Consider the following 15,149-nt stretch of genomic DNA (forward strand, 5'->3'; position numbering starts at 1 on the left):
CCGCGGCCGGGCTCAGCGGGTCGCGGTCTGCTGCGAGTCGTCGAGGAGGGCGTACAGCAGCGTGCCGAGCACCAGCAGGGTGCCCGCGAACACGGCCCAGCCCAGCGCCAGCCCCGCGATCACGACGACCACGCACTGGAAGAGCATCGCCAGGAAGGCCATCCGGCGGGCGTGCCGGTCGCGGGCGGCCGCCGCGGCGAGTCCGGCGGCGAGGACGACGAGGAGCACGGCGAGTACGACACCCGTGATCTTGACCGCCAGCTGGGCGGCGGACGGGTCGGCGCCGGCCAGCGACATGGAGTAGGCGTCGATCACCCCGCCCAGTGCGAACAGCGTGACCCCGATGACCAGGCCTTCCAGGAGGATCCCCACGGCCGCGATGAGCAGCGCCAGCGTTCGCATCCGGTCAAGTTACTCTTTGGTAGGGGTCGATTTCTAGTCGATGCGCGCGGGCGACTCGGCGTCGGGCACGAGCACGGCCGGGGCCCCGGCGCCGTCCGCGGGCGCGGACCAGACGTCGGCGTGGTCCCGGTCCCGCGGCAGCGCGTACATCACCGTGCGGTCGTCCCGCCAGGCGATCTGGTCGTCGACGCTGCGGGTCTCGGCGAGCACCGTGACGCCGCGGGTCGCGATGTCCATGACGGCCGGGCGCCAGCCCTTCGCGGGGTCGCCGCCGACGGCCTGCTTGAACGCGATGCGGGTGCCGTCGGGCGACAGCGACGGGCACTCGACGTTCTCGGCCAGGGTGCGCAGGGTGCGGGCGGTGAGGTCGCCCTGCACGAGGTACCGGCGGCCCTGGGTCGCCATCGTGGCGTAGAACGTCCGGTCGTCCCGCGCGAACGTGACGCCCCAGAAGTTGACGTCGGCGGCCTGGTACGGCTGGCCGTCCCTGGTCAGCGCGAACGTCTCCAGGGTGTCGGCGAGCAGGTCGCCGGAGGTCGTGTCGAGCACCCCGACGCGGGTCGAGAACTGCCCGCCGTTGTACGAGTCGCCGGTGACGAACGCCGTCCACGTCACCAGGCGCCCGTCGGCCGAGACGCGGGCCCGGTTCGGGACGCCCACCATCGGGTACGTGTCCCGCTCCCGCAGGCTCCCGTCGAGCACGGCGACCTGGTAGGTCGCGAGCGGGCCGTCGGGGCGCAGGCAGATGACGGTCTCGCCGGCGGCGTAGACGCGATTGCAGCTGACGGCCGAGACCTTGCGCGTGGCGCCGTCCACGACCGCGAGGCGCCCCATCGACCCGTCGGCGGTGCTGCGGACGAGCAGATCCCCGGGCCGGAGGTGGACCGCCTCGGCCGTGGCCGCGGCGGCATCGTTGCGGTGCGCGGCCTTGTAGATGTAGACCGCGGCCCCTCCGGCGAGGATCGCCGCGACGATCGACGTTGACAAGATCTTACGCAATTTTTGTCGTACCTCTCCGGAGAATGGAGGTGACGAGGACGAGGGCGGCCAGGGTGGCCGCGGCGGCCGCGAGCAGCGCCGGGCCGGGCCCCCACAGCTGCCACGCGAGGCCGAACAGGACCGAGGAGACCAGATATGCCAGGGACTGCCCGCTCTGCACCAGGGCGATGCCGGTCGTGCGCAGCGACTCCGGGAGCAGGGGCCCGGCGAGCGCCATCAGCACGCCGTCGGTCGCCGCGTAGAACGCGCCGTAGAGGGCCACCGTGAGCACGAGCATCGGCCCGCCGCCGAGCCCGGCGGCGAGCAGCAGGTAGACGACCGCGAGCGCGGCGAACCCGGCACGATAGACGCGGGCGCGCCCGACGCGGTCGGCGAGGCGGCCCACCGGGACGGCGAGGAGCAGATAGACGAGGCTGGTGCCGACGGCGAGCAGCGGAAACCATCCGACGGCGAGATCGTGGCGGCGTTGCAGCACCAGGTAGACGAACCCGTCGCCGATCGTGGCCAGGCCCATGACGGCCGCGGCGAGCACGACGAGCCGGAAGTCCCTGCGCCCGAGCAGCGCGGCGGCGGCGCGCACTGAGACCGCCGCGGTCTGGCTCGGCATGGTCTGGCTCGGCATGGTCTGACTCGGGACGGTCTGGCTCGGCGTGGTCTGACTCGGGACGGTCTGGCCCGGGGCGGTCTGGCTCGGCGCGGGCCGGTTCGGGGTGGGCTGGTTCGGGGCGGGCGTCGCGAAGGCCGGGCCGCGGTGGTCGGGCACGAATGTGAGCAGGACGAACACGCCCAGGGCGGCGATGGCGAAGCTCGTCACGAACACGGCGTCGAAGGACTGCGCCGAGGCGCCCAGCACCGCCACCGCGACCAGCGGGCCGGCGAAGGCGCCCACGCTGTCCATCGCGCGGTGCACGCCGAAGGCCCGGCCCAGGCGCTCCGGCGGCGTGGACAGGGTGATGAGCGCGTCGCGCGGGGCGGTGCGCAGGCCCTTGCCCGCACGGTCGGCGACGATCACGGCGCTGAGCAGCGGGACCGACGAGCCCGCGGCGAGCAGGCCCAGCTTGGCGGCCGCGGAGATCCCGTAGCCCGCGACGGCGACGGCCTTGCGGCGGCGGATGCGGTCGGCCACGTAGCCGCCGACGAGGCGCAGCAGCGCGGTGGCGCCGGTGTAGAGGCCGTCGACCACGCCGTAGCCGAGGGGGCCGAGGTGGAGGCCGAGCATGAGGTACAGCGGCAGGATCGCGGCCACCATCTCCGATGAGACGTCGGTGATCAGGCTCACCGTGCCCAGGGCGAGCACCGTGGCGGCGACGCGGGTGCCGCGCGGGGCGGGGCCGGTGACCGGCTTGTCCACTGTGGACAGGTACACGTCAGCCTCTCGGGTGGCCGGGAGGCGCCCCGCTGGGGACGGGGCGCCCGGGGATGGATCAGTTCCAGACGTCCGTGATCGGGGACAGGCTCGCCGCGCCGCCGATGCCCGGCAGGCCGTACGCGCCCTCGATGGTGCGCAGGACGTTGTAGTGGTTGATCTTCTCGGCGTAGGAGCCGGCCTGCACGTGCGCGCCGACGAAGACGGTGAAAATCTGGTTGAGGGCCAGGCGGTTGTCCTCGTCGAACGTGACGATCAGCAGGCTGTTGTGCGTCTTGGCCCACTGCGCGTAGGCGTCGAGGTTGTTCTTGAGCCACGTGTCGCCGGTGCCGACCGAGCAGTCGTGCATGTCGTTGCACATGTTCGGCGAGACGAACGCGACCGTCGGCAGCGAGGCGTAGTTCGCCGACGACGGGAAGCTCGCGAACGTCAGGTTCGACGCCGCGGGCACGCTGGAGAAGTCGACCCAGCTGTTGTGCTTGCGCTGGTAGGTGCCGCTCGAGCAGCCGGTGTAGCCGTTGGACGGCATAGACTCGGAGTAGCCCTTGAACGACAGCCCGGCGCCCGACAGCTGCGACTGCAGGTTGGTGCCGGTGAAGTTCTTCGGGCAGTCGTCGCTGGTCACGCCCTGGGTGGAGCCCGAGAACAGCGCAATATAGTTCGGCTGGCTCGGGTGCGTGATCGCGTAGGACTTGGTGAACTTCGCGCCCTGGCTCGCCAGGGAGTTGAAGTACGGGGCGGAACTGGCGCCGCTGATCTGGGAGTACGCGTGGTTCTCGAACATCACCAGAACGATGTGGTCGAAGCGCGGAACCCCGGTGGCGGCCTGCGCAGTGGACGCCGCGGCGGTCAGACCGGTGGCGACGAGGGCCGTGGTCGCCAGCGCGAACACCACCCGACGAATCGACATGTGTTGATTCCCCCTTCATAGGCAGGGACGACGACACATCGTGCGCATCGATAGATACAAGATCATGATTGTATCTGGTCCGGCAGACGTGCGGCCGGTGAACAACAGAAACTCCGGCCCCTTGCCCGTGCTGCTCGACGTCTTCCCGCCCGCCGCCGCCACGACGCCGCAGGGTGCGCCGCGCCGACACTCCCCGCGACCCGGCCGGCACGGCGCTGTGGGTGCGCCGCGCCGACACTCCCCGCGACCCCGGCCGGCACGGCGCTGTGGGTGCGCCGCGCCGACACTCCCCGCGACCCCGGCCGACACGGCGCTGTGGGTGCGCCGGCGCGGCCTGCTTCGACGGCGCGTTCGAGGTGTTGGGCCGCGGATGAGTTCGGCACGGTCTTGGGCGGCGCGCGGCGTGGCGCTGACCTGCGGTGCGCGTGTCGGCCGGGCCGGCGGGCGGCCTGCTGGGACGGCGCGTTGGAGGTGTAGGGCCGCGGGTGAGTTCGGCACGGTCTTGGGCGGCGCGCGGCGTGGCGCTGACCTGCAGTGCGCGTGTCGGCCGGGCCGGCGGGCGGCCTGCTGGGACGGCGCGTTGGAGGTGTAGGGCTGCGGATGAGTTCGGCACGGTCTTGGACGGCGCGCGGCGTGGCGCTGACCCGCGGTGCGCGTGTCGGCCGGGCCGGCGGGCGGCGTGCTGGGACGGCGCGTTCGAGGCTTGGGCTGGGGACGAGGTGGCGTCCGCCGGCGGCGCTCTTCCTGGCGGCCGACCGGTGGGCCACGCGCAACTCCCACGCACGCCGGTGACTCCGCCCGTGCTCTTCCGGATCGCTCACCACACACCCGCGAGCCGCGCACCGTGCGGCGCGTGCACCGCTCGCCCGCGCACCGTGCAGCGTGTGCACCGCTCGCCCGCGCATCGTGCAGCGTGTGCACCGCTCGCCCGCGGACCGTGCGGCACGTGCACTGCGAAGCTGCGAGCCGCGAAGCTGTGCATCGCGCAGCCGCGAGCCGCGGGCCGCGCAAGATCGGTGTGTGTGGGCGGTGGCGGTGGTTCGGGCCGGACTCGCCGTGCGCGGGTGGTGGTGTTCCGGCCGTTCCCGGATCGCGTCTTGTGGCCGATGTGATGGAACATTGTTGCGGTCTATTTTCATGTGCGTTCGGCTGATGGGCCGAGTCGCTGGAATCGCGCGGGCCGGTCGAATTGTTGCAGCAGGGAGCCGCGGCGCCGGGTTTGGTGCAGACGCTGGGCCGGCGAGTCGGTCGGTGTTTCCGGTGGAATCGGACGGTGGTTCCGTCGGGGCAACTTCTGGCGGGTGCTGCCTGGGAGGCGTCGGCGTTCCGGGCGCAGGTGCCGCGGGTCCGTGGACGCGGCGCAGCTTCTCCGCATGCCGTCTCACCAACCCCCAATCACGCCGCCGCTGTGCCTCCCGGCGGAACTCATCCTTCCCCGGCCACCAATTCCGAGCCTTCGTCCGATCCCGCATAGCAGCCAATTCCCGAGAACTGAACAACTGCATCTGCCCCATGCCAAGAATTATCCCAGAATACGACCGAAACCACGATCCCGGACCAGACCAGGGCACAAATGGCGAACATATTGGAACCGGGACCACCGAATGATGACCAGCACGGACCCGGCGCATTCAAAACGGCCCAGTGGGCAAACACGCCGCTGGACCACGCATACTCATTGGACGGCCAACGGCGGCCCGCACCATCGGCCGAGCGTCGCGTTCAACTGCGGTTGCGCTCGTGGCACGCGACCGCCCGTCCACCTCCAGAACACTCGGCGACCATGACGAAACGCGCCTCGCCGCCCGCCGCGAGCACCCGGCCCGCGTGCGGCGATGGGGCTCGGTCGCGTGCTGGCCGGAGCCGGCCCGATCATGCGTGCTCGGCCCGGAGCACCTGCGCCGTGGCGGCGATGGCGAGCGCGGTCGGCAGCTCCACAGCGGGCGAGTGACGAGAACGGTCAGGGCCGGGTGGACAGGTTCCACAGCCGCACGGCGCCGTCCGCGCCCGCTGACACCAGTATCGAGCCGTCCGGGGTGAAGGCCAAGGCGTGTACCGCCCCATCGTGCCCGTCCAGCGTGTGCAGGTGCGTGCCCGAGGTCGCGTCCCACAGCCGGATCGTGGAGTCCAGCCCCGCGCTCGCCAGCAGCGTCGCCGCCGGGTCGAACGCCACCGCCGTCACCGGCTCGGTGTGGCCCGTGAGCACGGCCGAGGACGGGCCGTCCCACAGGCGTACCGTCGCGTCCGCGCCCGCGCTGGCCAGCATCGGCCCGCCGAATGCGACCCCGAGCACCGCGCCCCGGTGCCCGTGCAGCGGGGTGGGCGGTGCGGCCGAGTGCAGCAGCACCACGCCCGCGTCGTCGCCGGTGGCCAGGGCCGAGCCGTCGGCGCGGTACGCGACCGCGTGCAGTGCCGGGCCCTCGCCGGCGCGGGAGAGGCGCCCGTCGGCCAGGTCGAACAGCCGCAGTACCCCGTCGACGCCCGCCGCGGCCAGCACGCGCCCGGACGGATGGAACGCCAGCGCCGCCGGGCCGCCCGGGTCCGCGTCGAAGGCGTCGCGGCGGCGGCCCTCGTCGGCCTGCCAGATTCGCACGGCCCGGGCCGCGCGGCGGGGGTGGCCGCCGCCCGAGGCCAGCAGGCTCCCGTCGGGGCTGAACGCGACCGCGCGCACCGGGCCGTCGTGGTCGCTGAGCGTGTGCCGGACCTGGCCGGTGCCGAGGTCCCAGACGCGCACGCGGCGGTCGTCGCTGCCCGCCGCGAGCAGCCGGCCGCCGGGGCTGAGCGCTACCGCGTTGACCGGGGACGCGCCGCGCACGATCCCGCCGGGGGAGAAGGTGCGCAGCAGCGTGGGCCGGATTCGCGGGCGGGCCGCCGAGGGCGGGGCGATCGCCGTGCGCACGGGCGTGACGCTGCCGCACGCCACGGCCAGGTCGGGCTCGGACACCGGGATCGGCGCGATGCCCAGCGCCCGATGCAGCCGCGCGGCGACGAGCGGCGTGTGGCTCACCCGCCGGCCAGGAACACCGCGGCCACGTCGTGCGGGGTGACGAGGGCCTCGCGCAGCACGGCGACGGTGCGCTCGACGGTGCGGTCCACCAGCGGGGCGGCGGCGCGCTCGAAGTCGTCGCGGTGCAGCGCCACCGGGCCGGCGAACGGGACGAAGAGGTCGGCCGAGGGCGCGTCGGACAGCGCCTCCCGGGCGACCCGGGCCTCGTGCCAGAGCCGCAACCGGGCCGCCGCCTCCTCGGGCGAGCGCGGCCGGTCGAGCCGGTCCCAGGCCAGTTCGGGGCCGGTGCTCGCGCGGGCCAGCCGCACGACCGCGGCGTCGAGGTCCAGGCCACCGGCGTCGAGCAGCCCGCCCGCGGCGGCGATGGTGAGCCCGTCCGCGGCCTGCCGGACCACGGTGATGTCGAACGTCCCGGCGCCGAGGTCGTAGACGACGAGACAGCCGCCGTCGGGCACGCGGTGGCCGAGGACGGCGGTGCAGTACCGTGCGGCGGCGATCGGCTCGGTGAGCAGCTCGGGCTCGCCGAGGCCGGCCAGGCGGGCGCCGTCGGCGAGGACCCGGCGGCGGTCGGGACGCCACGCGGCGGGATGGGTGAGCACCAGCGGTCCGTCCCAGCCGGGGGCGGCCGCGGCCACGGCCCGGGACAGCAGCGCGGCGACCGGCTCGGGCTCGGTCGGCCCGGCCGCCGGCAGGCCGGATTCGAGGCGCCACGGCCGGAGCGAGTCATCGGCGCCGGCCAGCGCCGCGACGGTGGTGGCCGTGCCGATGTCGATGCCGAGGCGATGCCCCGCAGAGGTCACGGCCAAATGTACGAACCCGCGCACGGGCCGCTCCAAGGTTCAGCTGGTGAACGCTGCGTGAAGGACTCCCGCGAATGCGTCGACATCGGCCGCAGTGGTGTCGAAGGCGGCCATGTACCGGCGGATCGGGCCGCCGGAGCCGTAGCGGTCGAGTTCCCCGCCGCGGGAAGGCAGCGTGGCGAACACGGCGTTGGTGTGCACCGGATGGACGATCTCGGCGTGAGCCGCGAGGACGGACGCGATCCGGGCGGCCATCGCGTTGGCGTGTTCGGCGTTGGTACGCCAAAGGTCCCCGTCGAGCAGCCCGACGAACTGGGCGGCCGTGAACCGGCTCTTGGACAACAGCTGCATGGCCTGCTTCTGGATCAGGTGCCGCGGCCCGGCGAGGCCGGGATCGAGGAAGACCACGGCGTCGGCGGCCAGAGCCCCGTTCTTGGTGCCGCCGAACGACACGACGTCGGCCCCGGTCGCGGCCTCGGCCAGGCCGGTGCCGAGCGCGGCGGCGGCGTTGGCCAGCCGGGCGCCGTCGATGTGCAGCCGCAGCCCGTGCTCGTGCGCGGCGCCGGCGAGGGCGCGCAGCTCGGCGACGGAGTACAGCGTGCCGAGCTCGGTCGGCTGGGCGATCGACACCGCCCGGGGCAGCGGGGCGTGCGGCGGGTCGCCGGCCCGGGCGAACGCGGCGACGTGCGCGGGCGTGAGCCGGCCGTCGGGGGTGTCCACGGTGGTGAGCCGGCCGCCGGTGAACCGCTCCGGGGCCGCGCACTCGTCGGTGACGATGTGCGCGGTCCCGGCGCAGAGCACGGTCTCGTACGGGCGCACGAGCGCGGCCAGCGCGATGACGTTCGCCGCGGTCCCGGTGACCGCCAGCACCGTCTCGGCCCGCTCGCCGAAGTGCTCGCGGAACAGCGCCCCGGCCCGGGCGGTCACCGGGTCGCGGCCGTAGGAGGGCGCGTGCCCGGCGTTGGCGTCCGCGATGGCCGCGAGCACGTCCGGGTGGACGCCCGCCGTGTTGTCACTGATCAGGTACACGCCTTCAGGATGCCGTCCCACAGCGCCACGCGGGCGTCCAGGGCCGCGATGACGGTGTCGGCCGCCTCGGTCCAGCGCGCGGCGTCGTCCCCGCACAGGTCGGCCAGCATCTGCATGGCCATCGGCGTGTGCTCCTCGCCGTCGACCTCGATGTGCCGGGCCAGGTAGTCCACGAACGTGTCGAGCTTGCCCGCGCCGCGCTCGTTGACCTTCACGACCTGCTCGAACATGTCGGGGATGAGGTCCTCGCGGCCGAAGGCGAACGCGGCCGCCTGGCAGTGCACCGGTGCGGTGCGGATGAAGTCCCACGTCGTGGTCGTGAACGCGGCCGACGGGGCGGGCACGGCGGCGGCGACGAGCGCCTCCGGCACTCCGGTGCCCGCGCGCAGGGCGGCGATGAAGGCGTCGATCGCGGTGCGGTCGGCGCCGGCCTCGGTCATGCCCTCGAGGTACAGCTCGAAGTGGCTGATGAACCCGCCGCGCAGCTCGTCGCTCTCCTCGACGAGCACGATGTCGTTGATGAGCCGGCGGCTGCCGGTCGGGCCGCTGGGCACCCACGGCACGTCGACGCAGGTGAGGCTGCGCTGCAACGACTTGAGCAGGGACATGAAGTCCCACACGGCGAAGACGTGGTGCTCCATGAACGTCACGATCGACGCGTGGTCGCGCAGCGCGGCGTAGAGCGGATGGCCGACCACGCGGTCGCGGGCCGGGGTGATCTCCGCCTTGAGCTTCTCGATTCCGGGGTGGGTGTCGCCCCAGTCGTAGCGGGACATGTCCTCTCCTTACTGCAGCGACCACCAGTGGCGGCCGGCCTCGGGCAATGTGTGGATCGGGTCGTAGTAGCGGGAGGCGCCGGACCATTCGGACACGCCGCGCTCGCGGTCGTAGGAGACGGCCTGGTGCACCCAGCGCTTGCCGGCGTAGGGCACGTCGCAGACCAGGCGCGGGGTGGCGTACCCGGGCAGCCAGCCCATCAGCCCGTCCTGCAACGCGATCGCGGCCGAGAGCGGGATGCGCCAGTGCTCGGCGCCGGGGATCATGTCGCAGAGGTAGAAGTAGTACGGCAGGATGCCCGCCTCGTCCTGCAGCGCGAAGCACAGGTCGAGCAGGGCCGCGACCGAGTCGTTCACCCCGGCCAGCAGCACGCCCTGGTTGCGTACGTCGCGCACGCCCGCGCCGAGCAGCGCCCGGGCCGCCTCGGCGACCAGCGGGGTGAGCGACGCGGCGTGGTTGGCGTGGGTGTGCACGGCCAGGTTCACGCCGCGCTCCCGGGCCACGGCCGCGACCCGCGCCACGCCCTCGACGACCCCGGGCTGCAGCCAGTGCTGGGGCAGCCCGACGAGCGCCTTGGTCGCCAGGCGGATGTCGCGGATCGAGTCGAGGTCGAGCAGCTGCAGCAGGAAGCCCTCGAGCTGGTGCCACGGCACGTTGGCCACGTCGCCGCCGGAGACGACCACGTCGCGGACCGTGGGGGTGCGCTTGAGGTAGTCCAGCATCAGCTCCCGGCGATGGGCGGGCTTGAGCGTGAGCCGGGTCTTGGCCACCTGCGGCGTCGAGGTGCCCACGAGGTCCATCCGGGTGCAGTGCCCGCAGTACTGCGGACACGTCGTCACCAGCTCGGCGAGCACCTTCGTGGGGTACCGGTGCGTGAGCCCCTCGACCGCCCACATCTCGGCCTCGTGCAGCGAGTCCCGCTCGGCCCGCGGGTGGCTCGGCCAGACGGGGTGCCGGTCGGAGGCGAGCGGCAGCATGTAGCGGCGCACCGGGTCGGCCCGCAGCGCCGCGGTGTCCGGCTCGGCCCCGGGCACCATCGTGTTGAGCATCTGCGGCGGCAGCAGCATCGCCATGGTGGCGAACCGGGCCCGGTCGGCGGCGAGGTCGTCGTAGAAGTCGTCGCCGACCCGGTCGCCGAGCACGGCCCGCAGCTGCGCGGGGGTCTTGACGCAGTGCGCGCGCTGCCAGCCGGCGCTGCGCCACTCGGCCGCGGTGACCGACCGGTAGCCGGGCAGGCGCCGCCAGTCGGGTTCGACCAGCGGCGTCCGCACGTAGGTGTAGCCGGTCACGACAGCAGGGACGCGTGCCGCGCCCGCAGCTCCCGTTTGAGCACCTTGCCGGTCGGGCCGAGCGGGAAGTCGGCCGGGGTGCGCGCGATCCGGACCGCGGCCAGCGGCGCGAGGCCCGCCCCGGCGAGCTCCTTGTTCGCCCGCTCCAGCAGCTCGTCCTCGCCGGGCTCGGGGCCCGCCTGCGGCTGCACGACGGCGACCGGGAGCTGGCCGCCGCCGGGCGCGGGGACGCCGATGACCGAGCAGTCGCGGACCAGGCCGGAGCAGTCGGCGAGCAGCACCTCCTCCAGCGGCAGGCTGTAGACCGGGCCGTCCACGGTGTCGATGACGTCGACGGTGCGGTCGAGGTGGTAGAAGTTCCCGTCCGCGTCGCGGTAGGCGACGTCGCCGGTCAGCCAGTACCCGTTGAGCTCGAAGCTGGCCGTGAGCCGGGGGTTGTGCCAGTAGCCCGGCGTGCGCGACGGCGACTTGATGGCCAGGAGCCCGACCGTGCCGTCGGGGAGCGCGGTGCCGTCCTCGTCCAGGATCGCCGCGTCCTCGACGACCTCGAGCGGCTTGCCGACGCACCGGTCGTTGCGGATGGTCTCCGGGGTGGTGATGCCGCCGAAGAGCGCCATGCCCATCTCGGAGGAGCCGAGCCCGTCGACGAACTGGGAGCCGGGCAGCGCCGCCTCGGCCGCGGCCTCGCTCGGCAGCAGCCACGGCTTGATGAGCCCGGCCGGGCGCTCGCCCAGGGTGACCAGCCGCCGGATGTGGCCGTGGTGCGCGGAGTCGCCGGTGTTGAACCACGAGTGGACCTTCGCGGCGCCCTTGACCGGCAGCTCGCCGGTGGCCAGCTCCACGAACGTGCGCGGGAACGACGCGACCATGGTGGGCTGGAAGGCCTCCATCACCGGCTCGACGGTCGCGCGGCGGTGGTCGCCCATGACCACGACCGGCAGGCCGAGCAGGATCGCGGTGAGGAAGTAGCTCAGCCCGCCCGCGTGGGTGTGCGGCATCAGCGACATCAGGCGGTCGTACGGCTCGCAGGGGAAGCGCACCATGCGCGGCTGCTTGCCGTTCCAGAACTGCCGGTGGGCGAGCATCGTGGACTTCGGGGTGCCGGTGGTACCGCTGGAGTGGATGAGCCCGACGACGTCGTCCGGGGCGTGCCGGTGGGGGTACGACGGCGGCAGTTCGATCCCGGACGCGTCGAACGCCTGCACCTCGGCCGTGAGCGCCAGGAACCGGGGCCGCCGCTGGGGGTCCTGCCGGTAGGCGGAGGCGAGCCGGGTGGTGTCGTCGGCCACGACCCCGACGACGCCGACGTGGTCGAGGTAGCGGACCATGACATCGGGCCGCATCGCGTCGTTGACCATCGCCGGGATGGCGCCGAGCGCGGTGAGCGCGAGGAAGTGCAGCAGCGGCTCGAGGCCCTCGGCGACCACGACGGCGACGGGCTCGCCGGGGCGGACCCCGTTGGCCGTGTACCAGCGCGCGTAGCGGTCCCGCAGCGCCACCAGGTCCAGCAGGCTGTGCCCGCGCAGGACCACGCCGCCGGTGTGGTCGAGGTGATGGCTGTAGACCATCGGCACGGCCCGGTTCGGGTTGTGCTCGGCCGCGTACTGCAGGAAGTTGCCGGCCCCGAGCGCCGGCTCGGTCATGAACCGCTCGCGCACCTCGAGCGGCGCGACCGGGCTGTGCGTCTCATGCATCGTGTCCCTCCAAAACCGACAAAGCCGCTCGGTGGCCCGAGCGGATCGCGCCCTCCATGAGCCCGAAGAACTCGGTGCTCGTCTCCGTGCCGGCCCAGTGCACGCGGTGGTGCCGCTCGGTCAGCCGCGGCCCGGTGGCGACCCAGTCGCCGGGGCCCAGGAGCGCGGCGTAGCAGCCGCGGCTCCAGCGTTCGTGCACCCAGTCGGTGACGTGCACGGCGATCGGCTCGGGCAGGTCGGGGAACAGCCTCGCCGCCTGGGCGGTCGCGGCCGCCCGCCGCTCGCTCTCGCCGAGCGCGGCGAAGCGGTGCGCGTCGGCGCCGGTGACGAACCCGGTCAGCACCCCCGCCCCGCCGCCGGCCGGACTGTCGTCCACAGTGGACGTCAGCGGCCCCTGCGCGCTGACCGACCAGCCCGACAGGCCCTGCTCACGCCACAGGGGAGCGGGATAGACCAGGTGTACCTTCACCGCGCAGCCGGGCGCGGTGGCCCGCCCGGACCGGGGCGCCGGCAGCCCCGGGCGGAAGTCGATGGCGTCGGCGAGCAGCGGGGGGACCGCGACGACGACGGCGTCGGCGCGGAAGCGGCCCTCGACGGTCACCCCGTGCGCGTCCTGGTGCACGCTCGTGACCGGCCGGCCGAGGAGCACCCGCCCGGCGAGCCGCTCGGCCAGCAGCTCGCAGGCCTGGTGCGCGCCACCGTCCACCCTGGACTCCTGGGCGCCGCCGGCGAAGGCGTTGAGGTATCGCAGCCCCCCGCCCGAGCGCAGGTAGAACGCCATGTGCAGGACGGAGACGTCCTCGGGCGCGGCGGCCATCATCTCGCCGAGGAACAGCGGGAAGAAGGTCCGCGCGTCCGGGTGGGCCAGGTTCGCCCGCGCCCACGCGTCGGCGGTGAGCGTGTCGAGCGCCGCGGCCCCCTCGGTCGCCCAGGGCGCCGCGGGGTCGACCCGGCGGGTCAGCGCGTCGAGGCGGTCGAAGAGGTCGCCGAGCGCGACCGCGGCCAGCGGCGGGAACCGGCCGTCGCGCTGCTCGACGGCGTCGCCGTGCAGCGCGAACCGGCTGGCCCCGTCCATCCCCGTCGGGACCGTCTTGAGCCCGAGCCGGGCCAGGAGGTCGAGCAGGGCGGTGTGGCGCTCGCCGAGGTACGCGGCGCCGGCGTCGACCCACGCCCCCGGCGCGACCTCGAGGCCGTGGGTGCGCCCGCCGACCCGGTCGCGGGCCTCCAGCACGGTCACGTCCGCCCCGGCCTCCGCGAGGCGGGTGGCGGCGGTGAGCCCGGCCAGCCCGGCCCCGACCACGACGACCCTCACGGCGCCACGCCCAGCGGGCTCGCCTGGCGGCCGATGAGCAATGTGGACAGTGCGGCCGGGGTGGGGTGGGCCACGAAGTCCTCGAAGGTCAGCTCGCCGCCGCCGGCCCGGTAGACCGCGGACAGCACGCGGGTGGCCAGCAGCGAGTCCCCGCCGGCGGCGAAGAAGTCCTCGTCGGGGGCGATGCCGGGCGCCTCCAGCACCTCGGCGTAGATCAGGGTGAGCTCGTCGACGGTCAACGCAGGGCCTCCTCGTGGGCTTGGGCGGTGGCGGAGCGGTCGACCTTGCCGCTCGCGGTGTAGGCGAGCGCGTCGACTTGCTCGATGCGCGCGGGCACCAGATGGCCGGGCAGGTGCGCGCGGACGAAGGCGGCGATGTCGGCGATGTCGGCGGTCTCGTGGGCCGTGACGACGTAGGCGGTCAGCGACGTCTGCCCGCCGCGGACGCTGGCCACCACGGCGGCCCCGCGCACGCCCGGGTGCTCGGCCAGCCGCGCCTCGATCTCGCCGGGGTCGACGCGGATGCCGCGGATCTTCACCTGGCGGTCGCGGCGGCCCTCGTGCACGAGCAGCCCGTCGCCGCGCCGGGACACCAGGTCGCCGGTGCGGAACCAGCGCTCGCCGTCGCGCTCCACGAACCGCTCGGCGGTCTCGGCGGGCCGCCCGAGGTAGCCGCGGGCGAGCGCCGGGCCGCCGATGAGCAGCTCGCCGTCGGCCTCGATCCGCTCGCGCACGTGCGGCAGCGCCCGCCCGATCGGGGCACCGTCGCCGGGCAGCTCGGCGGCGTGCGTGATCAGGGTGGTCTCGGTGCAGCCGTACGTGTTCAGCAGCCGCACGCCCCGCGCCCCCGGCAGCCCGGACCACTCGGCGAGCCGGGCCGGGGCCACCGCCTCCCCGCCGATGACGACGAGCCGCACGCTCGCGGGCAGCCCGTGCCCGGTGGCCGCGAGGTGCCGGACGAGCTCGTGCCAGAACGCGGTCGGCAGGTTGAGCACGCTGACCTCGTCGCGCTCGACCGCGCGCAGCAGCCGCGGGAACGACCCGCTGTGCGCGTCGTCGGCGAGCACGACCGCGGCCCCGGCCAGCAGCGTCGGCACGATCTCCTCGAAGCACGTGTCCCAGTTGAGCGAGGCGAACTGCAGCACCCGGTCGGCCGCGGTGAGCCCGAACAGCTCGGCGAGCGCGGGCGCGACCGTCTCGATCGCCGCGCACGGGGTGGCGACCGGCTTCGGGGCGCCGGTCGAGCCGGAGGTGAACAGGACGTAGGCGAGGCCGTCCCCGGAAGCGTCGCCCGGCTCCGCGACGGCCCGGCGCATCGCCTCGCGCCGGGCGGGCGGGAACGCGGGGTCGAGCGGGCAGTAGGCGCCGCCGGCCGCCCAGATCCCGAGCAGCGCGGCGATCGTGGCCGGGTCGTGCCGCGCGTCGACGGTCACCGTGCCGGGCCGCGGTCCGAGCCGGCGCCGCACGGCGCCGAGGTTCGCGGCGAGCTGCCCGTAGCTCACCGGGATGCCGTTGTGCACGATCGCGGGCCGCAGCGGGGCGACGCGGGCGTGCGCGGCCACGGC

The 15,149-nt window shown here is 74.2% G+C and carries 13 protein-coding genes; all 13 read right to left on the minus strand.

The window, feature by feature from the left end; all coding sequences use genetic code 11:
* Positions 1-12 precede the first annotated feature (12 nt).
* Complete coding sequence (locus AC6JBM_RS07890; RefSeq protein ID WP_497982931.1) at positions 13-402, minus strand: hypothetical protein; 390 nt, start codon at positions 400-402, stop codon at positions 13-15.
* 33 nt (positions 403-435) lie between these two features.
* Positions 436-1,389, minus strand: a complete 954-nt coding sequence (locus tag AC6JBM_RS07895) for a hypothetical protein (RefSeq protein WP_497982932.1) — start codon at positions 1,387-1,389, stop codon at positions 436-438.
* Positions 1,390-1,393: 4 nt separating this feature from the next.
* Complete coding sequence (locus AC6JBM_RS07900) at positions 1,394-2,767, minus strand: MFS transporter (protein ID WP_497982933.1); 1,374 nt, start codon at positions 2,765-2,767, stop codon at positions 1,394-1,396.
* Between the two features lie 58 nt (positions 2,768-2,825).
* Positions 2,826-3,677 (minus strand): alkaline phosphatase family protein, encoded by an 852-nt coding sequence (locus tag AC6JBM_RS07905; protein ID WP_497982934.1) that lies wholly within the window; start codon positions 3,675-3,677, stop codon positions 2,826-2,828.
* Positions 3,678-5,637: 1,960 nt separating this feature from the next.
* On the minus strand, positions 5,638-6,684 hold the full coding sequence (locus AC6JBM_RS07910) for a WD40 repeat domain-containing protein (protein WP_497982935.1): 1,047 nt from the start codon (positions 6,682-6,684) through the stop codon (positions 5,638-5,640).
* Entirely contained in the window at positions 6,681-7,484 is an 804-nt protein-coding gene (locus tag AC6JBM_RS07915; protein WP_497982936.1) for an Hsp70 family protein, read from the minus strand. The genes AC6JBM_RS07910 and AC6JBM_RS07915 overlap by 4 nt, the downstream gene beginning before the upstream one ends.
* 39 nt (positions 7,485-7,523) lie before the next feature.
* Positions 7,524-8,513 carry a threonine aldolase family protein gene (locus AC6JBM_RS07920; RefSeq protein WP_497982937.1) on the minus strand — a complete coding sequence of 330 codons (990 nt, stop codon included), beginning with the start codon at positions 8,511-8,513 and terminating at the stop codon, positions 7,524-7,526.
* Complete coding sequence (locus AC6JBM_RS07925) at positions 8,504-9,289, minus strand: DUF3050 domain-containing protein (RefSeq protein WP_497982938.1); 786 nt, start codon at positions 9,287-9,289, stop codon at positions 8,504-8,506. The genes AC6JBM_RS07920 and AC6JBM_RS07925 overlap by 10 nt, the downstream gene beginning before the upstream one ends.
* Before the next feature lie 9 nt (positions 9,290-9,298).
* Positions 9,299-10,579 (minus strand): KamA family radical SAM protein, encoded by a 1,281-nt coding sequence (locus tag AC6JBM_RS07930; protein ID WP_497982939.1) that lies wholly within the window; start codon positions 10,577-10,579, stop codon positions 9,299-9,301.
* On the minus strand, positions 10,576-12,273 hold the full coding sequence (locus AC6JBM_RS07935; protein ID WP_497982940.1) for a class I adenylate-forming enzyme family protein: 1,698 nt from the start codon (positions 12,271-12,273) through the stop codon (positions 10,576-10,578). The genes AC6JBM_RS07930 and AC6JBM_RS07935 overlap by 4 nt, the downstream gene beginning before the upstream one ends.
* Entirely contained in the window at positions 12,266-13,585 is a 1,320-nt protein-coding gene (locus tag AC6JBM_RS07940) for a flavin monoamine oxidase family protein (RefSeq protein WP_497982941.1), read from the minus strand. The genes AC6JBM_RS07935 and AC6JBM_RS07940 overlap by 8 nt, the downstream gene beginning before the upstream one ends.
* A complete protein-coding gene (locus AC6JBM_RS07945) occupies positions 13,582-13,824 on the minus strand; it encodes an acyl carrier protein (RefSeq protein ID WP_433617723.1) in 243 nt (80 codons plus the stop codon). Before AC6JBM_RS07945 ends, AC6JBM_RS07940 begins: the two co-directional genes overlap by 4 nt.
* Positions 13,821-15,146 (minus strand): amino acid adenylation domain-containing protein, encoded by a 1,326-nt coding sequence (locus AC6JBM_RS07950; RefSeq protein ID WP_497982942.1) that lies wholly within the window; start codon positions 15,144-15,146, stop codon positions 13,821-13,823. The genes AC6JBM_RS07945 and AC6JBM_RS07950 overlap by 4 nt, the downstream gene beginning before the upstream one ends.
* Positions 15,147-15,149: the final 3 nt, after the last annotated feature.

Source organism: Dactylosporangium thailandense, assembly GCF_059739745.1.

Coding starts and splice junctions, on each gene's coding strand:
- AC6JBM_RS07890 (WP_497982931.1), bottom strand. CDS start 402: ATGCGAACGCTGGCGCTGCTCATCGCGGCCGTGGGGATCCTCCTGGAA.
- AC6JBM_RS07905 (WP_497982934.1), bottom strand. CDS start 3,677: ATGTCGATTCGTCGGGTGGTGTTCGCGCTGGCGACCACGGCCCTCGTC.
- AC6JBM_RS07925 (WP_497982938.1), bottom strand. CDS start 9,289: ATGTCCCGCTACGACTGGGGCGACACCCACCCCGGAATCGAGAAGCTC.
- AC6JBM_RS07935 (WP_497982940.1), bottom strand. CDS start 12,273: ATGCATGAGACGCACAGCCCGGTCGCGCCGCTCGAGGTGCGCGAGCGG.